The organism is Achromobacter sp. 2789STDY5608615 (assembly GCF_001298995.1).
GTDB lineage: Bacteria > Pseudomonadota > Gammaproteobacteria > Burkholderiales > Burkholderiaceae_B > Achromobacter > Achromobacter insuavis.
In genome coordinates this window covers 26,559-45,447 of record NZ_CYTY01000045.1, presented here as the reverse complement: position 1 = coordinate 45,447, position 18,889 = coordinate 26,559, and the positions used below count along the sequence as shown (strand labels likewise).

General features: G+C 70.7%; 19 protein-coding genes. 7 read left to right on the top strand and 12 right to left on the bottom strand.

Annotation, left to right across the window (positions count from 1 at the left end):
• The 7 genes from AOZ49_RS27040 to AOZ49_RS27010 form a co-directional block, all read left to right on the top strand.
• Window positions 1-983, top strand: a 983-nt coding sequence (locus AOZ49_RS27040) for an ABC transporter ATP-binding protein (RefSeq protein ID WP_156355759.1), incomplete at its 5' end; no start/stop codon positions are given.
• Window positions 977-2,746 carry an ABC transporter ATP-binding protein gene (locus tag AOZ49_RS27035; RefSeq protein WP_054478826.1) on the top strand — a complete coding sequence of 590 codons (1,770 nt, stop codon included), beginning with the start codon at window positions 977-979 and terminating at the stop codon, window positions 2,744-2,746. The genes AOZ49_RS27040 and AOZ49_RS27035, both read left to right, overlap by 7 nt.
• Complete coding sequence (locus tag AOZ49_RS27030; protein ID WP_054428878.1) at window positions 2,746-3,687, top strand: ABC transporter permease; 942 nt, start codon at window positions 2,746-2,748, stop codon at window positions 3,685-3,687. Before AOZ49_RS27035 ends, AOZ49_RS27030 begins: the two co-directional genes overlap by 1 nt.
• Window positions 3,687-4,634 carry an iron chelate uptake ABC transporter family permease subunit gene (locus tag AOZ49_RS27025; RefSeq protein ID WP_054478831.1) on the top strand — a complete coding sequence of 316 codons (948 nt, stop codon included), beginning with the start codon at window positions 3,687-3,689 and terminating at the stop codon, window positions 4,632-4,634. Before AOZ49_RS27030 ends, AOZ49_RS27025 begins: the two co-directional genes overlap by 1 nt.
• Window positions 4,631-5,407: an iron ABC transporter ATP-binding protein gene (locus AOZ49_RS27020; RefSeq protein ID WP_054478825.1), complete on the top strand. Its 777-nt coding sequence runs from the start codon at window positions 4,631-4,633 to the stop codon at window positions 5,405-5,407. The genes AOZ49_RS27025 and AOZ49_RS27020 overlap by 4 nt, the downstream gene beginning before the upstream one ends.
• A complete protein-coding gene (locus tag AOZ49_RS27015; RefSeq protein ID WP_054478823.1) occupies window positions 5,404-6,399 on the top strand; it encodes a siderophore ABC transporter substrate-binding protein in 996 nt (331 codons plus the stop codon). The genes AOZ49_RS27020 and AOZ49_RS27015 overlap by 4 nt, the downstream gene beginning before the upstream one ends.
• A 126-nt stretch (window positions 6,400-6,525) precedes the next feature.
• The gene (locus AOZ49_RS27010; RefSeq protein WP_054478821.1) at window positions 6,526-8,799 is read left to right on the top strand and encodes a TonB-dependent receptor; all 2,274 of its coding nucleotides are present in this window, start codon (window positions 6,526-6,528) and stop codon (window positions 8,797-8,799) included.
• Between the two features lie 47 nt (window positions 8,800-8,846).
• Here AOZ49_RS27010 and AOZ49_RS27005 read toward each other — a convergent pair whose 3' ends face one another.
• The 12 genes from AOZ49_RS27005 to AOZ49_RS26950 all read right to left on the bottom strand — a co-directional run.
• Complete coding sequence (locus tag AOZ49_RS27005; protein ID WP_054428874.1) at window positions 8,847-9,362, bottom strand: lipocalin family protein; 516 nt, start codon at window positions 9,360-9,362, stop codon at window positions 8,847-8,849.
• 10 nt (window positions 9,363-9,372) lie between these two features.
• Entirely contained in the window at window positions 9,373-10,455 is a 1,083-nt protein-coding gene (locus AOZ49_RS27000) for an SAM-dependent methyltransferase (RefSeq protein WP_054428873.1), read from the bottom strand.
• Between the two features lie 11 nt (window positions 10,456-10,466).
• Complete coding sequence (locus AOZ49_RS26995) at window positions 10,467-11,234, bottom strand: DUF1295 domain-containing protein (RefSeq protein WP_054428872.1); 768 nt, start codon at window positions 11,232-11,234, stop codon at window positions 10,467-10,469.
• Window positions 11,231-11,743: a DUF2878 domain-containing protein gene (locus AOZ49_RS26990; RefSeq protein ID WP_054478820.1), complete on the bottom strand. Its 513-nt coding sequence runs from the start codon at window positions 11,741-11,743 to the stop codon at window positions 11,231-11,233. Before AOZ49_RS26990 ends, AOZ49_RS26995 begins: the two co-directional genes overlap by 4 nt.
• Window positions 11,743-13,017, bottom strand: a complete 1,275-nt coding sequence (locus AOZ49_RS26985; RefSeq protein ID WP_054478818.1) for an SAM-dependent methyltransferase — start codon at window positions 13,015-13,017, stop codon at window positions 11,743-11,745. The genes AOZ49_RS26990 and AOZ49_RS26985 overlap by 1 nt, the downstream gene beginning before the upstream one ends.
• Window positions 13,014-13,790 (bottom strand): DUF1365 domain-containing protein, encoded by a 777-nt coding sequence (locus AOZ49_RS26980; RefSeq protein ID WP_054428869.1) that lies wholly within the window; start codon window positions 13,788-13,790, stop codon window positions 13,014-13,016. The genes AOZ49_RS26985 and AOZ49_RS26980 overlap by 4 nt, the downstream gene beginning before the upstream one ends.
• Entirely contained in the window at window positions 13,787-15,052 is a 1,266-nt protein-coding gene (locus tag AOZ49_RS26975; RefSeq protein ID WP_054478816.1) for an NAD(P)/FAD-dependent oxidoreductase, read from the bottom strand. Before AOZ49_RS26975 ends, AOZ49_RS26980 begins: the two co-directional genes overlap by 4 nt.
• Before the next feature lie 2 nt (window positions 15,053-15,054).
• On the bottom strand, window positions 15,055-15,987 hold the full coding sequence (locus AOZ49_RS26970; RefSeq protein ID WP_054478814.1) for an acyl-CoA desaturase: 933 nt from the start codon (window positions 15,985-15,987) through the stop codon (window positions 15,055-15,057).
• A gap of 68 nt (window positions 15,988-16,055) precedes the next feature.
• Entirely contained in the window at window positions 16,056-16,820 is a 765-nt protein-coding gene (locus AOZ49_RS26965) for a hypothetical protein (protein ID WP_054478812.1), read from the bottom strand.
• 2 nt (window positions 16,821-16,822) lie between these two features.
• Entirely contained in the window at window positions 16,823-17,722 is a 900-nt protein-coding gene (locus tag AOZ49_RS26960; protein ID WP_054478810.1) for an alpha/beta hydrolase, read from the bottom strand.
• 59 nt (window positions 17,723-17,781) lie between these two features.
• Entirely contained in the window at window positions 17,782-18,453 is a 672-nt protein-coding gene (locus AOZ49_RS26955; protein WP_054428864.1) for an anti-sigma factor, read from the bottom strand.
• Window positions 18,450-18,889 (bottom strand): RNA polymerase sigma factor (locus AOZ49_RS26950; RefSeq protein ID WP_054478808.1); only part of this gene is annotated, 440 nt, incomplete at its 5' end. The genes AOZ49_RS26950 and AOZ49_RS26955, both read right to left, overlap by 4 nt.

The following is an 18,889-nucleotide window of genomic DNA, read 5'->3' as shown; positions in this document are numbered from 1 at the left end:
GGGGGGGGCTGGCCAGCGGCGCCCTGTTCGTCGGCCTGGGCTGGATCGCGCCGGTGGACGTGTTGCCATTCGCGCTGGTGGCGCCGGGCATCTGCGCGCCGGTGCTGCTGCTGCATACGCTGCTGCACGACCTGGGCAGCGCCACGGCCGCCGCGCAGCGCGTGCTGGCGCTGCTGCGGACACCGGTGCTGGCAGCGCCCGGGAGCGGCCGGCGCGAGACGCCGGCCGGCCACGAGGTGCGCTTCGAGAATGTCGGCTATGCCTACGGCGAGGCGCGCCCGGCGTTGTCGAACATCAGTTTCACGCTGCAACCCGGCACCGTTACGGCCGTCGTCGGCACGTCGGGCGCGGGCAAGTCCACGCTGGCGCGGCTGTTGCTGCGGTTCTTCGATCCGGCCGAGGGGCGCATCACGTTGGGCGGGGTGGACCTGCGGCACATCGAGACCACGCAGCTCTACCGGCGCATCGGCTTCGTGTTGCAGGAAGTGCGCCTGATCCACGCCAGCATCCATGACAACATCGCGCTGGGCCGGCCGGCGGCCAGCCGCCTGGAGGTCGAGGCCGCCGCGCGCGCCGCCAACATCCATGAACGCATCCTGGCGCTGCCGCGCGGCTACGACTCGGTGGTCGGCGAGGACGCCCAACTGTCGGGTGGCGAACGCCAGCGCGTGAGCATCGCGCGCGCCGTGTTGCTCGACGCGCCGGTGCTGGTGTGCGACGAGGCCACGGCGGCGGCCGATGCCGGCAACGAGGTGGCGATCCAGGAGGCGCTGTCGCGCTTCGCGCAAGGGCGCACGCTGATGGTGATCGCCCATCGGCTGGATACGGTGATGCACGCCGACCGCATTCTGGTTCTGGAGGACGGCGCCATCGTCGAGCAGGGCCGGCACGACGCGCTGCTGGCGCAGGGCGGCCGCTATGCCCGGCTGTGGGCACTGGGCGGCTACGACGTGGCGGCGGAACAGGCGGGGGCGTCATGCTGAAGACGTTCCTGCTGTTGCTGGGCAAGGAGGCGTCCGTGCTGCGGCGCTATGCCGGGATGGCCATCGCCTATGGCGTGCTGTGCGGGGTGGCCATCGCCTCGCTGGCGCCGGTGCTGATCCATCTGCTCGACGGCGACGTGCGGCGGATGGCGCCTTGGCTGGCGCTGCTCGCGGCCGAGGTGGCGGTTTGCTGGCTGTTGCGGCGCCAGGTGGAGCGGGCCGGCGTGCGCGTGGGCGTGGCCATCCTGCAAAGCGGCCGCCATCGCCTGGGCGAGCACGTGGCGCGGCTGCCGGTCGGGTGGTTCACGCCCGCGAACACGGCGCGCCTGGGGCATGTGGTCACGCAGGGCATGATGGCGGTGGCCCAGCTTCCCGCGCACGTGTTCACGCCGGTGCTCACCGGGATCGTGACGCCGATGGTGCTGGTGGTGGCGCTGTTCGCGCAGCACTGGCTGCTGGGCGTGATCGCGCTGCTGGCGCTGCCGCTGCTGGCCGGCGTCCTGGCATTGACGGCCGCCATGTCGCGGCGGGCGGACGACGCGTTCCATCGCAGCTTTGCCGATGCCAGCCAGCGCGTGGTGGAGTTCGCCCAGGCGCAGTCCGTGCTGCGCGCGTTCAATGGCGACGGCGGCGGCCTGCGCTTGCTGGAGCAGGCGGTCGAACGCCAGCGCCAGGCCGGCGCGCGGTTGATCTGGTTGTCGGCGGGGTCGGCCGTCCTGAATGCCTGGGCCGCGCAGGCGGCATTCGCCGCCATGCTGATGGCGGCGGTGTGGTGGGCCAACGATCTCGCGGGCGGCCCGCTGGCGCCCGGCGCGGCCGCGGCGGTCATTGTCTCGCTGGTGCTGGCGGCCCGCTACGTCGACGCGCTGCTGGAAGTCGCGGGCTATGGCGAAGTGCTGCGCGGCGCGCGCGGCCAGCTCGATGCCATCGCGGCGCTGTTCGCGGTGCAGCCGCTGCCGGAGCCCGGGACGCCGCAGGCGCCGCGCGATGGCGCGATCGAACTGCGCGAGGTGGACTTCCGCTACGCGCCGGAGGAAGCGGACGTATTGCGCGGCGTGACGCTGCGCATCGCGCCGGGCAGCATGGTCGCCCTGATCGGCGAGTCCGGTTCCGGCAAGACCACACTGGCGCGGCTGATCGCCCGCTTTTTCGACGCGACCGCGGGCAGCGTCAGCGTCGGCGGCGTCGATGTGAGGCAGATCGCCAGCGCGCGCCTGGCCGGCCAGATCCGCCAGATCTTCCAGGACAACTATCTGTTTTCGGGCAGCATCGCCGACAACATCCGCGTCGGCAAGCCGGACGCCAGCGACGCCGAGGTCATGGATGCCGCGCGGCAGGCAGGCGTGGCGGCGATTGCCGAACGGCTGCCGCAAGGCCTGGACACGGCGGTGGGCGAGGGCGGCGCGCGCCTGTCCGGCGGCGAACGCCAGCGCGTCGCCATTGCCCGCGCCTTGATCAGCGCCGCCCCGATCCTGCTGGTGGACGAGGCGTCCGCGGCGCTGGATGCCGAGAACCAGATCGTCGTCACCGAGGCGCTGGCGCGGTTGCGCGGCCGCTGCACGCTGGTGGTGATTGCCCATCAGCTCTCCACGGTGGCGATGGCCGACCAGGTCGTGGTGCTGGAAGCGGGCCGCATTGTCGAACAGGGGTCGCCCACGCTGCTGCGCGCGAGCCAGGGGCGCTATGCGCGATTCCTGGCGCAGCGTCGGGCTGCCAAGGGCTGGCGCATCGCCGCCGCGGCGCCGGACGAGGCGGGCGGCTGATGCGTGCGGGGTTGATCGGCGTGTTCATCGTGCTGTGCGGCGCGTCGCTGCTGGTGGGCGCGCGGCAGATGGCATGGTCGCAGGTGTTGTCGCTGTCGGGCGACGCCTGGCTGACGCTGACGGCGAGCCGGCTGCCGCGCCTGGCGGCGCTGGTGCTGACGGGCGTGGGGCTGTCGGTCTGCGGCGTGATCCTGCAGCACGTGGTGCGCAACAAGTTCGTCGAACCCGCCACCTCGGGCGGGCTGGACGCCGCCAAGTTCGGCATCCTGGTGTCGCTGACGCTGGCGCCCGCCGCCGGCGCGACCGTGCGGATGCTGTTCGCGCTGGCGTTCTGCCTGGCCGCCAGCCTGCTCTTCGTGGCGATCGTGCGCCGCGTGAAGTTCAAGAACACCGTGCTGGTGCCGGTGATCGGCCTGATGTACGGCGGCGTGCTGAGCGCGCTGGCCGAGTTCCATGCCTATCGCCACAACATCCTGCAGAGCATGCAGGGCTGGATGCTGGGCGATTTCTCCCGGATCGTGCAGGGGAACTACGAAATCATCTACCTGATCCTGCCGATCGTCGCGTTGACGTATCTGTACGCGCACCGTTTCACCGTGCTGGGCATGGGCGAGGGCGTGGCGTCGAGCCTGGGGCTGAACTATGGCGCCACCGTGGCGCTGGGGCTGATGCTGGTGGCCGTGACGGTGTCCGCCACGGTCATCACGGTCGGCGCGATTCCCTTCGTCGGCCTGGTGGTGCCGAATCTGGTGGCGCTGCATTACGGCGACAACCTGAGCCGCACCCTGCCGGTGGTGGCGCTGGGCGGCGCGTCGCTGCTGCTGGCCTGCGACGTGCTCGGGCGCCTGCTGATCCACCCGTTCGAAGTGCCCATCGGCCTGACCGCGGGCGGGCTGGGCGGCCTGCTGTTCCTGGCGCTGATCTTCTGGAAACACCGATGATGCGCCTGGCTTCGCGGCACCTGGCCTGGATGCTCGTCATCGCCCTGGCGCTGGCGTTCCTGTTCCTGGGCGCCGGCCTGGATTTCGACTACGTCATCCCCAAGCGGCTGGCGCGGCTGGCGGCCATGCTGATCGGCGGCGTGGCCATCGCCTGGTCGTCGATCGTGTTCCAGACGCTGACGGGCAATCGCATCCTGACGCCGGCCATCATGGGCTACGAGGCGGTCTACCTGTTGCTGCAATCGCTGCTGGTGCTGGGGCTGGGCGCGCAGAGCCTGGTGCTGCTGGGGGCGCACGGCAACTTCTTCCTGTCGGTGGCGGTGATGCTGGGCTATTCGTGGCTGATCCATCGCGGGCTGTTCAGCCAGGGCCGGCAGAACGTCCACTTCCTGCTGCTGGCGGGGTTGGTGCTGACGATGGTGATCGGCACCTTCACGCAGTTCGTGCAGCTCAAGACCAGCCCCGGCGAGTTCTCGATCCTGCTGGGTTTTTCGCAGGCGTCGTTCAACAAGACCGAACCGGCGCAGCTGCTGGTGTCGGGGCTGCTGGTGGCGGGCGTGTGCCTGGCCGGCCTGAAGACCCTGCCGACGCTGGACGTGATGTCGCTGGGGCGCGACCAGGCGATGTCGCTGGGCGTGGATTATCCGCGCCAGGTGCGGCGGCATTTGGCGTTGATCGCCACGCTGGTCGCGGTGTCGACCAGTCTGCTGGGGCCCACGGCGTTCATGGGCATCTTCGTCGCCAACATGGCTTATGCGCTGACGCGCACGCGCCGGCACCGGGTCACCCTGTCCGCCGGCTGCGCCATCGCGGTGGGTCTGTTCCTGCTGGCCCAGCTGGCGGTGGAGCATCTTTTCAACTACCGGACCACCGTCGGCATCCTGGTCAACCTGGCGTGCGGCGCCTGGTTCCTCGCGCTGATGGCGCGGGCGCGGGGCACCGCATGATTACCGTCAAGCATCTTTCCAAACACTATGGCGCGCGCGCCGTGCTGTCCGACGTCAACGCGCGGTTTCCGGCGGGGCGGCTGACCTCGCTGATCGGCCCCAATGGCGCGGGCAAGACGACGCTGTTGATGATGATCGCGCGGCTGCTGGCGCCGACCCGGGGCGAGATCCTGATCGAAGGCCGCGATGTGTCGGACATCCGCGTCGGCGACTACGCCCGGCGCGTGGCCACGCTGCGCCGGTCTCCCGATTTCAACCTGCGCCTGACGGTCGAGGAGCTGGTCGCGTTCGGCCGCTTCCCCTACAGCCGGGGCGCGCTGACGCCTTTGGACCGGCGCTTGATCGACGAGGCCATCGCGTTCCTGTCGCTGCAACCGCTGCGCCAGGCCTATCTCGACGAGCTGAGCGGCGGGCAGCGGCAGATGGCGTTCCTGGCCATGACCATCGCCCAGCAGACCGACTGCCTGCTGCTCGACGAGCCGCTGAACAACCTCGACATCAAGCACGCCGTACAGATCATGCGGGCGCTGCGCCGCCTGTGCGATATGCACGGCCGCACCGTGATCCTGGTGGTGCACGACATCAACTTCGCGGCCAGTTATTCCGACCACATCGTCGCCATGAAGGACGGCGCGGTGCATTGCGCCGGCACGGTGCCCGAGGTCGTGACCGAGGACCGCTTGCGGGAACTGTATGGGCTGGATTTCGAGATCACGCACGGCGCGCGCGGCCGCCTGTGCAACTACTTCAACCCATCGGGAGAATTGACATGAACGGCAAGCACAGGACCTGGGCGTTCGCCCTGCTGGTGGCCGCCACGATCGCGCTGCAGGGCTGCGGCCAGGAAACGGCGCCCAAGGCGGCGCAACCGTCGCCGTCGTCCGGCGCGGAGGCGCCGCCGGCCTACGCCGCCATCACGGTGCGGCACAAGCTCGGCGTCACCGTCATCGACAGGCAGCCCCGGCGCGTGGTGGCGCTGGACATGAACGAGGTCGACTTCCTGGACCTGCTGGGCGTGCCCGTGGCCGGCATGCCCAAGGACTTCGTGCCGCACTTCCTGGCCAGGTACCGGGACGCGCCGGACGTGCGGGACACGGGCGCGATCGTGCAGCCCAACCTGGAGCGGGTGCACGCGGCCAAGCCCGACCTGATCCTGATCACGTCGCTGCAGGCCAACCACTACAAGGAACTGAGCCAGATCGCGCCGACGATCCATTTCGACGTGGATTACCGCGACAGCCAGGTCAATCACATCGAGGTCGTCAAGGACCACCTGATCACGCTCGGGCGGATCTTCGGCAAGGAAGACTTGGCCCGCCAGCAGGCGGCCGGGCTGGACGAGAAAGTCCAGGCGGCCCGGCGCCTGATCCAGGACCGTCCCGAGAAGGCGCTGATCGTGCTGCACAACAACGGCGCCTTCACGTCCTTCGGCCCGCAGTCGCGCTACGGATTCGTCTTCAACGCGCTGGGCGTGAAGCCGGCCGGCCCGATGGCGGAGGCCGGCCTGCATGGCCAGCCGATCTCCAGCGAATTCATCCAGCAGGCCAATCCCGACGTGATCTACGTGGTGGATCGCACCGCGGTGATGGAACGCCGGCCCGCGCTGACCGCCGAGACGCTGGGCAACCCGTTGCTGCGCGAGACGCCGGCGTGGAAGCACGGCCGCGTGGTCTTTGCCGACGCCGAGGCCTGGTATGTCACGGCTGCCAGCGTGAATTCGCTGCGGATCGTGATCGACGACGTGATGAAGGGCTACCGCGACTGACCCGGTCGGCCGGCGCTTCGGCGCCAATGGTTTTATTGATTAACGATTCCCATTCGCCTCATTGTTTTCATTATTAATGCCGAAACCGATGAAGGCCAATCCACGCTCAACCGAACGGAGCATTCCATGAGCACACGTCGCCATCGTGGCCGCGTCGCGCGTCCCGCATCGCATGCCGCGCACGCCAGGACCGCCTTTTCCCTCAACGGCCTGACCGCGGCCCTGTTCGGCCTGACGGCCGGCGCCGCCCTGATCGCGGCCCCGGCCGCGCAGGCCCAGCAGGCCGCCGAGAGTCGCGCCCGCGTCAGCGAGACGGCGGCGCAGGCGCAACCAGACCCGGCCGGCGCCGGGGTCAAGACGCTGCCGGCGGTACGCGTCACGGGCCAGTCCGAGGAGCCCGCCGCGCCCTATGCCGGCGGCCAGGTCACGTACGGCGGCCGCGCCGGCTTCCTGGGCGAGCGGGACTTCATGAGCACGCCGTTCTCGGTCATCAGCTATACCGACAAGTACATCCAGGACCTGCAGGCCCAGGACATCACCGACGTGATCGCCCGCACCGACCCGTCGGTGTTCAGCAACGGCGTCACCGGCGCCTGGAGCGAGAACTACTCGATCCGCGGCTTCAGCTCCAGCACCACCGACATCTCCTTCGGCGGACTGTTCGGCATGGCGCCGTACTACCGCACCACGCCGGAAATGTTCGAGCGCATCGAGGTGCTGAAGGGGCCGTCGGCCCTGCTCAACGGCATGCCGCCGGGCGGCTCGGTGGGCGGCACCGTCAACCTGGTGCCCAAGCGCGCCGGCGATGAGCCGTTGACGCGCCTGACCGCGACCTACATGTCGGACGCGCAGTTCGGCGGCCACCTGGACATGGGACGCCGCTTCGGCGAGGACAAGCAGTTCGGCATCCGCTTCAACGGCGTCTATCGCGATGGCGCCGGCGCGATCAAGGACCAGGACAAGAAGGCGCAACTGGCCGCCGTGGGGCTGGACTGGCGCAGCGAGCGCGTGCGCGTGTCGGCGGATCTGTACGACAGCGACGAGCGCGTGGACGGCGTGACCCGCGGCATCAACCTGGCGCCCGGCGTGGCCGTGCCCAGGCCGCCCAAGGCCGACACCTTGCTGAACCCGGACTGGGCGTATGTGCACAACCGCGATCGCGGCGCCATGGTGCGCGGCGAAGTCGACCTGAGCGACAACCTGATGGCGTACGCCGCGGTCGGCACCAGCCGGTCCGAGTACACCTACAACGGCGCCATCTCCGCTCAGGTGCTCAATGCCGCGGGCGACCTGCGCACCACCATCGGCCAATTGAACATGCACATCAGGAAGACCACCGGGGAGGCTGGGGTCAAGGGCAAGCTGCAGACGGGCGGCATCAAGCACCAGTGGGTGCTGAACACCACCTACTACACCGATACCGAACGCGACTACGGCCGCCGCTCGGTGCCGGGCGCGGACTGGACCACCAACATCTACAAGCCGGTCTGGGGGCCGGAGGTCGATGGCGTCTGGCCGGCGATCCTGCATACCGAGACGCGCCTGATCAGCTACGGCCTGGCGGACACGTTGTCGTTCGCCGAGGACCGGGTGCAGCTGACGCTGGGCGCGCGCCGCCAGGAGGTGCGTTCGGATACCTTCAATGTGGCCACGGGCGCGCGCACCAGCCGCTATGACGCCAGCGCCACCACGCCCGCGGCGGCGATCCTGTTCAAGGCCACCGACAATGTCTCGCTGTACGCCAACTACATCGAGGGACTGAGCAAGGGGCAGACGGCGCCGGTCACCGCCGCCAACGCCGGCGAGCTGTTCGCGCCGTACAAGACCAAGCAGAAGGAGGCTGGCATCAAGGTCGACTTCGGTGACTTCACCCATACCTTGAGCGTGTTCGAGATCACGCGGCCGAGCAGCTACACCAATCCCGTCACCAACGTGTTTTCGTTCGGCGGCGAACAGCGCAACCGGGGCGTGGAATGGGGCTTCTTCGGCGAACCGCTGCGCGGCGTGCGCCTGATGGGCGGCGTGGCGTACATCGACCCGAAGGTCACCAAGGCCGCGCTGGCCGTCAACGAGGGCAGGCAGGCGACCGGCGTGCCCAAGCTGCAGGGCAAGCTGGGCATCGAGTGGGATGTGCCGGCCGTGCAGGGGCTGACGCTGACCGCCAACGCGACCGCGGTGTCCAAGCAGTACATCAGCGCCGACAATTCGCTGTCGGTGGCCGGCCGCACCACCTATGACGTCGGCGCGCGCTACGCCACCAGGGTGGTCGACCGTCCGCTGGTCCTGCGGGCCAGCGTCAACAACCTGACCAACAAGGCGTATTGGGGCATGCCGCAGCTGTCGAGCCTGGCGCTGGGCGCGCCGCGCACCTTCATGCTGTCGGCGTCGATGGACTTCTGACGATGGCAAGCCGCCGGCCCCTTGGCGGCGTCGCGGGCCGGTCTCGCCTATTGGCAGCGCTGCGGCACCTTGCGCAGCGGTTCCGTGTAGCCCAGCGCCGCGACGCGCTCGGCCAGCTGCGCGTAGGCGTCATCGCTCAGGCAGGGAACGCGCGCCATGATCCACACGTAGTCGCGCTTGGAGCGGCCGATGATGGTGGTCTGGTAGGCGTCGTCCAGGTAGGCGATGACGTATTCCGCCTGGATCGGCCAGATGAACTGCATGCCCCAGACCGCGTTGCCGGTGTCCGGCCGCACCGTGGCCACCGGGTGCATGGTGCTCACCTCGGCGTCGAAGCTGCCCTTGCGGTAGCGGAAGTCGGTCTGGATGCGGCCATCGGGCAGCGGCCGGTAGCTTTCGACCGCGTCGTAGGCGTTGCGCTCGGGCCAGCTGGGGATGTGCGCGATGACGTACCAGTCGCCCATGAAGCGCGGCAGGTCGACATGGGCCACGGGCGGCATGGGCGCGGGCCCGGCGCAGCCCGCCAGCAGGCCCATCGCGGCGATACACAGGGCGCGCAACATGGCGGTCTCCTCAGGGGCGCGTGAAGCGGTAGTGGGCCACGCCCCATTGCTGGCCGTCGTCGTAGCCGAACAGCTCGGCGCAGGCCATCCAGAACATGCGCCAGCGCTGGTGCCACAACGGCGCCAGCTGCGGGCCATAGGCCTGCGCCAGCACCGCCCGGGCCTGCGCGGCGCGGGCGTCCTGGTTGGCCAGCCAGTGGTTGGCCGTGCGCGCGTAGTGCGTGCCGTCGAGAAACCACTTTTCCTGCAATTGCAGGTCGCGCTGGAAGTGCAGCAGCGTGTCGGCCGCCGGCATGATGCCGCCGGTGAAGAAGTGGCGTCCCATCCAGTTGCCGGCGCCTTCGGTCTCGAACGGATAGGCGCGCTCGCGGTGCGCGAAGATGTGCACGAACAGCTTGCCGCCGGGGCGCAGCCATTGGCCGATGCGCGCCAGCAGGTCCTGGTAATTGCGCATGTGTTCGAACATCTCCACCGAGACGCAGCGGTCGTAGGCGGCCGCCGGCAACGCCAGCGTGTTCACGTCGCAGGTGATGACGCGCACGTGCGCCCAGCCGCGTTCGCGGCAGCGCGCTTCGATGTGCTGGCGCTGGGTGGCCGAGTTGGACACGGCGGTGATGCGGGCGTTGGGATAGTGTTCGGCCATCCACAGGGTCAGCGAGCCCCAGCCGCAGCCCAGTTCCAGGATGTCCTGGCCGTCGGTCAGCTCGGCGCGTTCGCCGTACAGGCGCAGCATGGCGGCCTCGGCCTGGTCCAGGGTCTCGGCGCCGGTCGGATACAGGCAGCCGGAATACTTCATGCGGGCGCCCAGGCAGAGCTGGAAGAACGTGGTCGGCAGTTCGTAGTGCTGGGCGTTGGCGGCGTCGGTGTGGATGGCCACCGCGCTGGCGCGCAGGCGCGCGATCAGGTCCTGGTTGCGCGCCGTCCAGGCGTCGATGCCGCCGGCGTATTCGGCGGCCAGGCGTTCGGCGCACAGGCGGCGGATGCCCAGGCGCAGCAGCGCGTCGGGCACCAGGCCGCGTTCGGCCAGGCCAAGCAGGCCGGGCGCGGGGCGGTCGGCGGCAAGCGGAAGGTCGTGCAGGCTGGCGGTCGTCATGGCGGGCCTCGTCAGGATTTGGGGAACCACGGGAAGAAGGCCGAGGTGCGGCGCTGGTACGCGCGGTAGTCGTCGCCGCGCGTGCGCAGGGCCTGTTGCTCGGTGAAGGGGATGCCGCTGATCCAGCGCAGGAAGACGTACATCAGCACGGGGCCCAGCCACGCCAGCCAGGCCAGGGGCGAGCCCCAGGCCAGCGCGACGTAGGCGAACCAATGGCACCATTCGAAGAAATAGTTGGGATGGCGCGAGTAGCGCCACAGGCCGTCGCGGCAGGTCTGGCCGCGATGGGCCGGATCGTCGCGGAAGCGGTCGAGCTGGCGGTCGGCGATGACTTCACCGGCCAGCGCCGCCAGCCAGATCGCCAGGCCCAGCGCGACGGGCAGGCCGCGCGCGGCGCTCGTGCCCACCGCCAGGAAAGGCAGGCTGAACAGCATCACCAGCCCGGCCTGGAACATGAACAGGCCGAAGAACTTGCCCTGATGACCGCCCCAGTGTTCGCGCAGCGCGCGGTAGCGGCCGTCCTCGCCTTGCCGGACCCGCCGCCACAGATGCCAGGCCAGCCGCAGCGACCAGACGCCGGCCATCACGGCCAGGCAGGCCCGGGGCGCCCAGTCGCCCTGGCCGGTGGCGGCGGCCAGCAGGGCGCTGGCGCCCATGCCGGCGGCCCAGACCACGTCGACGATGCCCGCGTTGGCGTGGCGGCGTTGCCAGGCCCAGGCCAGCGCCATGGCGATGACCATGACGACGGCGATGATCAGCCATTGCGACAGGGGATTCATGCGGCCTCCCGCGTCCAGCGCTGCGCCCAGCGGGTCAGCGCGGGCAGGATCAGGCCCCAGCCCAGCGCCAGCGCGGCAACGGCGCGCCAGGCGGGCGCGTCGAACTGCACCGCCTGCCAGCCGCGCGCGGCGCCCCAGTAGGCCAATGGCCCGCCGATGGCGCCGAACCCGCAGGCCAGCCAGCGGCGCGGCCGCAGGTAGGCCAGCGAATGATTCAGCGTCAGGGCGAAGGCCGCCCACAGCGCCAGGATCCAGCGCGGCGCGGGCCAGGCATCGGCGGCGTAGACCGACCAGCCCAGCGCCGACAGCGCGCCATCGAGCAGGCAGCCGCACAGCAGCGCGGCGGCGGCCAGCTTCAGGTCGGCGCGCCACGTGACCGAGCAGGCCAGTTGCGCGGCAATGAAGACCAGGGCCGAGGCCACGCCCGGCCAGGCCAGGCCGCGGCCGGCGCCGATGATGGCGCTGAACCAGACCAGCTGGTAGCCGAGCAGGTTGGCCCAGAAGCGCATCACACACCCGCCTGGACCCAGCGTTCGCCCGTGCCGCGGGCGCCGGGGTGGGTCAGCAACAGATGCGAGACGCCGATGGAGCGTTCGCGGAAGCCGCCTTCGCAGTACGCCAGGTAGAACTCCCACAGGCGGCAGAAGCGGCTGTCGAAGCCCTGTCCCCGCACTTCGGGCAGGTGCGCCAGGAAGCGCTGGCGCCAGGCTTGCAGGGTGCGCGCGTACGACAGGCCGAAGTCCTCCAGGTGCACCAGGGCCAGGTCGCTGGCGCGCGTCTTGGCGCGCAGCATCGCCTCGATCGAGGGGATGAAGCTGCCGGGGAAGATGTGGCGCTTGATGAAATCCACTTCGCCCAGCGCCTGCTGGTAGCGGTGGTCCTCGATGGTGATGGCCTGGATCAATGCGCGGCCGTGCGGCGCGAGCAGGTCGGCGACCTTGGCGAAATAGGTCTCGAGGTATTGCGCGCCGATGGCCTCGATCATCTCGATCGACACCAGCTTGTCGTAGCGGCCCTGCAGGTCGCGGTAGTCCTGCAGCACCACGCTGACGCGATCGTCTAGGCCGGCGGCGCGCACCCGCGCCAGCGCCAGGGCGTGCTGTTCGCGCGAGATGGTGGCGGTGGTGACGTGGCAGCCGTAGTGGCGCGCGGCATGGATGGCGAAACCGCCCCAGCCGCTGCCGATCTCGACCACGCGGTCGCGCGGGCCGAGTTCGAGCTTGCGGCAGATGGTGTCGAGCTTGCGCCGCGACGCCTCTTCCAGCGTGTCGTCGGCGCCGGCCCACAGGGCCGATGAATACATCAGGTCGGGCGACAGGAACAGCGAGAAGAAATCGTTGCCGAGGTCGTAGTGCGCGGCGATGTTGCGGCGGCTGCCTTCGTGGGTGTTGCGGTTGCCGGCATGCCAGCGCCTGAGCAACCAGCCGGCCACGCGCGCCAGCCCGGATTCCATGCCGTCCAGCGTGTCGCGGTTGCGCACCAGCAGGCGCACCAGGGCGACCAGATCGTCGCAGGTCCACATGCCGTCGCCATACGCCTCGCCCGCGCCGACGCTGCCCTGCGTGGCCACCAGGCGGTAGAAGGCCATGTCGCGGATGGTCAGGCGCACCACCGGCTCGCCCTGGCCGAGCGTGGCGCTGCCCAGGCTGTCCTCGATCGCCAGCCGGCCGCCGGTCAGCGTCGAGAGGCTGGCGAACAGGCGCTTGCGCAGCAGGCGCTCCAGCGCGCCGGGCGGGCGGGTCGCCGCGATGGCGGCCTGTTCGGATGGCGTCATGGCTTTCATTGCGGTTCTCCGTCGGGCGTGCCGGGATGGTCGTGGATCGGGTTGCGTTTGAGCCAGAGGCGCAAGGCCTGCCAGTGGATGCCGCCGATGACCTGCAGGGTCATCAGGGGAAAGCGCCACAGCAAGCGCGCCAGCGCCGCGCCGTCGAGTGCGCGGCGTTGCAGGTGCAGGCGGGCGTCGAATTGCGGCTGGCCCTGGCGGTTGACCCGCATATGCACCCGCAGGTCCTCGCCCGGCGCGTTGAAGCGCCAGTCATAGACGCAGTCCATCGGCATGAAGGGCGAGACGTGGAAGCGCTTGTCGAAGCGCCAGGCCATGGCGTCGCCGCGGCGGTCGGCGCTCTCGACCGGCAGGACGATGCAATGGCGCTGCTTCCACGGCGTGTTGGTGATCTCGGCCAGGATGGCGGCCAGGGTCACGCCGTCGGCTTCGTAGCAGTAGTAGAAGCTGACCGGGTTGAAGACATAGCCGGCGTAGCGCGGATGGGCCAGCAGCCGGATCGGTCCGGCCGGCGCTTCGCCCAGGTCGGCCCGCAGCCGCGCCCGCACGGCCTGCGCCAGCGGCAGTCCGGCATCGCCGTCGAGATAATCGCGGCGGCGCCATTCGGCCAGGTTGGGCCGGTCCACCGACCACAGCCAGCGGTCCTTGAACACCTGGTCGACCTCGTCCAGGTCCAGATAGAGCTGCGCCATGCGGTAGCTGAAGCCGTGCGCATGCGGCACGTGGCGCCGGTGCGTCACGCGGCCTTCGTACAGGGCGCTGTGGCCGTTCATGCGGCCTCCGCCGAGAGCGCCGCGGCGCGCGACTGGATGCCGCGCACCACGTCCAACGCGCTGGCCACGCCGTCTTCGTGAAAGCCCCAGCCCCAGTAGGCGCCCGCGTACCAGCAGCGCTGGCGGCCGGAGATCTCGTCGCGGCGCGCCTGGGCGGCCACCGACGCCAGCGTGTAGACCGGGTGGTGGTAGCGCATGCGGGCCAGCACCTGCGCCGGATCGATGGCGTCGCCGCGATTGAGCGTGACGATGAACGGCCGGCGCGATTGCAGGCCCTGCAGCAGGTTCATGCAGTAGCTGACCGAGCACGGCGCCGAGGGATCGGCCGGCACGTAGGCATTCCACGCCGCCCAGGCCTTGCGGTGGCGCGGCAGCAAGCGCGCATCCGTGTGCAGCACGACGTCGTTGTGCTGATAGGTGATCGCGCCGAGCACCTCGCGCTCGGCCGCGCTGGGCGCGGCCAGCAGTTTCAGGGCCTGGTCGCTGTGGCAGGCGAACACCACCTGGTCGTAGCGCGGCCGGCCCTCGCACGAGGCCAGGGTGACGCCGTCGGCCTGGCGCGTGACCTGGTACACCGGGCAGTTCAGGCGCACCCGCACGTTCCAGCGCTCGCGCAGGGCGCGGATGTAGCGGCTGGACCCGCCCTGCACCACGCGCCATTGGGGCCGCGGGTCGACCTGCAGCATCTGGTGGTTGGCCATGAACTGCACCAGGTAGCGAGCCGGGAATTCCAGGATGCGCGCGGCGGGCGAGGACCACAGCGCCGACGCCATCGGGATCAGGTGGTCGGCCTGGAACGCCTGGCCGTAGCGGTGCCGTGCCAGGTACTCGCCCAGCGTCGGGCCGGGCTCGTCGCCGGCCAGCAGCGCCGGCGCCTCGCGGTAGAAGCGCAGCAGGTCGCGCACCATGCCCAGGAAGCGCGGCGACAGCAGGTTGCGGCGCTGGCAGAACAGGGTGTCGAGCGAGGTCGCGTTGTATTCCAGGCGGCTGGCCTCCTGGTGCACCGAGAAGCTCATGGTGGTGGGCTGCGAGCACACGCCCAGCTCGTCGAGCATGGCCGTGAAATGCGGGTAGTTGACCGGGTTGTGCACGATGAAACCGCTGTCGACCGCGTAGCGCTGGCCGTCCTGCTCGACGTCGTGGGTGTGCGTGTGGCCGCCCAGGTAGTCATTGGCCTCGTACAGCGTCACATCATGGTCCCGGCCCAGCTTCCAGGCGCAGACCAGCCCCGCGATGCCCGAACCGATGATGGCGATGCGCATGGTCATTCCTTGGCGCGCGCCAGCACCCAGGCCGGCACGGGTTTCAGGTCCCAGATCAGGCCGGCGGCCGCCAGCAGGCGCAGCCCGTACCAGGTCAGGTCGATTTCGCGGGCGCGAAAGCCCTGGCGCGCCGAGCCGGGATAGAAATGGTGGTTGTTGTGCCAGCCTTCGCCGAAGGTCAGCAGCGCCAGCCAGGCGTTGTTGCGGCTGTCGTCGGCGGTGTCGTAGCGGCGCTTGCCGTAGCGATGCGCCAGCGAATTGATGGTGACGGTGGCGTGGAACAGCGCCACCGTCGAGATGAGGAAGCCCCACACCAGCATCTGCGGTCCGCTGGTGCCCAGGCCGGGGGCGAGGCGTTCGAGCGCGGCGCCCAGGGCGTAGCACAGCAGCGCCAGCGCGATGGGCACGGCGGCGTCGAAGCGGTCGAGCCAGCGCAGTTCGCGGTAGCGGCGCAGGTCCGGCACGCGCGCCAGGTCGGTGGCGAAGGCGCGCGGCGTCAGGAACCACCCCATGTGGCTCCACCAGAATCCGTGGCGGGCGGGCGAGTGCAGGTCCTGGTCGTCGTCGGCGTGGCGATGATGGTGGCGGTGGTGCGCCGCCCACCACAGGGGACCGCGCTGGGCGCAGGAGGCGCCGAGGATGGCGAAGACCAGCTGCATGGCGCGCGAGGTGCGGAAGGTGCGATGCGAGAAATAGCGGTGGTAGAAGCCGGTCAGGGCGAACATGCGCAGGACGTAGAGCGCCGCCGCCACAGCCAGCGCCACCGGCGACACGCCGGTCGCTATCACCCCCAGGCAGCCCGCGTGCAGCAGCGCGAAGGGCAGGGCGCGGGTCCAGTCGATGCGGTCGGGCGGGCCGTCGGACGCGCTCGCCGCCTGGGTATCGACCCAGCGGCGCATCGAGGCGGTCCAGCGAGAGAGTTCGGGGCGCATCATCGTGTCCTGTTCGAGGCTTGCGGGGATATACGGGCGGGCGCGCCGGCTGGATGCGCTAGTGAAAACCCTTAGTCGCAACGCCCCGTCAACGGCGTGGCCGCGGCGGCGTCCATGTCCTGTTGCGTGGGCGGGGCCAGTTCGGCGTCGGCGGGGAACTCGATCCGCACGGTCTGGGTGCCGCCGTTGCCGTCGCGCAGGTTGCTGGGGCCCTCGAAGCGGCGCAGGCGCCGGCTGTCGCGGTCGTAGGTCACGCGCAGCGGGGGCGCGGCGAAGCCGTACCAGGCATCCAGCCGCAGCCGGAACACGCGCTCGCGCTGTCCGGGCACATCGCGCGCCTGGACCTCCAGCGGCATCAGGGCCAGCCGGCTGGGCACCAGGAACCGCAAGGGCGTGGCGGGCGGATCCCAGTGCGCGCGCAGCCACGCGTCGAAGCCGGCGTCGATCACGGCATCCTCGGCCGGCGGCAGCGCCTGGCTGCGCGTGGTGGCGCTGGCGCGCGCCTGCACGTAGGCGTGGCGCTCGGCGCCGCGGCTGCTGACGCCTTCGCGGTAGCCGTCGCGCTGGTCAAACAGCGCGAAATCGGGCGCGGGATTGTCGACGCCGCCCCGCACCCATTTGCGCGCGAAGGCGGCGCCGTCCGGACAGCGGTACAGCACCAGCCGGGTCTGCCGCGCGCCGTCCCTGACGACCCAGTGCTCCTCGCGGTAGCGCTCGGCGCCGCCGTGCGGGGCATAGGCGTAGCCCAGGTAATGTTCGTTGGCCGCCTGGGCGCCCAGCGGTGCCAGCGGCAGGATCAGGGCAAGCAGCAGAGCCAGCGGCAGGTCGGGGCGCATGGTCATTCTCCTGGAGAGGGCGCGCAGGGGCGGGCCACGAAGGCGGCGATGTCGTCCAGCACCGGCGCGCGCCAGCGCAGGGGCCGCGCCAGCGCGCCGACCAGCAGCTTGTGGCCGAGGCCGGGGTACTCGACCAGGCGCGCGCAGGCCCCCGCGGCGCGCAGGGCGCGCGCCAGGGCGGCGCTGTTGCGTTGCGGGTCCACCTCGGTGTCGGCGGCGCCGGTCAACAGCAGGCCCGGCGGGGCCGCGGCGCTGGCGTGGCGGATGGGCTGCGAATCGGCCGGCGTGTCGGGGAACAGGAAGACCGGCCGCACGTCGCGCGCGGTGATCGGCAGGAAGTCGTAGGGGCCGGCCAGGCCGATCCAGCCGGCCAGCGTGCCAGGCGCGGAGCCGGCATCCCGCAGCCAGCGCGGGTCCAGCGCCAGCATGGCGGCGATATAGCCGCCGGCGCTGTGGCCGGCCACGAACAGCCGGCCCGGGTCGCCGCCATAGGCGCCGATATGCCGCTGCGTCCAGGCCACGGCCAGCGCGGCGTCCCGCAGGAATTCGGGATAGGCGACCTCGGGGTAGAGGCGGTAGTCGGCGATGACGGCAATGATGCCGCGCGAGGCCAGCGCGTCGCCGGCAAAGCGGTAGTCGGCGCGTTCGCCGCTGCGCCAGCTGCCGCCGTAGAAGAACACCACCACCGGCGCGCCGGCGGCGTTCAGCGGGGCGTGGATGTCCAGGCGCTGGCGCGGCAGCGGGCCATAGGCCAGCCCGGATGTGGCGCGGCTGGCGCCGTCGGGCACCGCGCCGTTGAGCAGGGTCAGGGGCGAACAGGCGGCCAGCAGGCACAGCGCCAGGCCGGCCGCCAGCAGTATCTCCAGCAGGCCGCGCGGGCCCGGGCCGATCCAGGAAGACATGGGGTGCTCCGCAACGGGGACACCCCTCTATACGGGCCGGGGCCCGGGTTGGATGCTGGTCAGATCCTGAGCACGTCGCCGCTCATGATGACCGGCCCGGTGGGCGCGCCGGTGGGCGAGCCGCCCGGCGGTTCCAGCGTGATGGCCAGTTGCTGGACGCCGGCCAGGCCCTGGGCGCGGCGCAGCGCCGTCAGGCCCTCGGGCGACACCAGCCCGACCGACTGCGGCGCCTGGCCGGGCGGGATGGCCCAGAGTTCCAGCGCCTTGTCGCCGGCGCGCGTGGCCAGGTTCTGCAGCGCCTGGATGCGCAGGCCGCCGGCTTCGTCGGCGCGCACCACCAGCATGGCCTGCGCCTCGGGGCTTTGCAGCACGGCCATCAGCTGCGCGCGGGCGGCGCGGTCCACCTGCATGGGGTAGATGACGACGCCGGCCACCAGCAAGGCGGCCAGCGCGCCGCTGGCGATGCGCCAGAACGCCAGGCCGCGCCACCAGGGGGCGGCGCCGGGGCGCAGGCGCGATTCGATGGCGCGCCAGACGCGGCCCGGCGGCGTCCTGCCCGGCAGCGACCAGAGCAGGGGGTAGATGTCGTCTTCCCAGCCCCGCACCTGCCGGCGCAGGTTGGCATCGGCGGCCATCAGGCCCTCGAAGCGGCGGCGGGCGCCGCCACGCATGGCGCCCGAGACATAGTCGGCCGCCAGCCGGGCGCGCAATTGCGGATCGCGGTAGTTCATGACAGGCACCTCTTGAGCCGTTCCATGCCCCGCCGCACCCAGCTCTTGATCGTACCCAGCGGCGCCTGCAGGCGCCGGGCGATCTCGCTGTGGCTCAGGTCGTCGAAGAAGGACAGCGCGATGGCCGCGCGCTGCTGGCCTTCCAGCTGCTTGAGGCAGTCGGCCAGGCGCCGGGCGTCCTGGTCGGTCTGCAGGCGCTCGAAGGGGCCGGGCGCGTCATCCGCCCAGGCCAGCGTCAGTTCGCCGTCGGCGTCCGGGCGCTCCAGGTCCGGCCTGCGCAGCAGGTCGATGCAGCGGTTGCGCACGATGCGGGTCATCCAGGTCATGACTTGGCTCTGTTCCGAAGAATAGCGGGCGGCGTTGCGCCAGATATTGATGAAGCTGTCCTGGAGGACTTCTTCCGCCCAGTCGCTTCGTCGCAATATACGGACGGCGA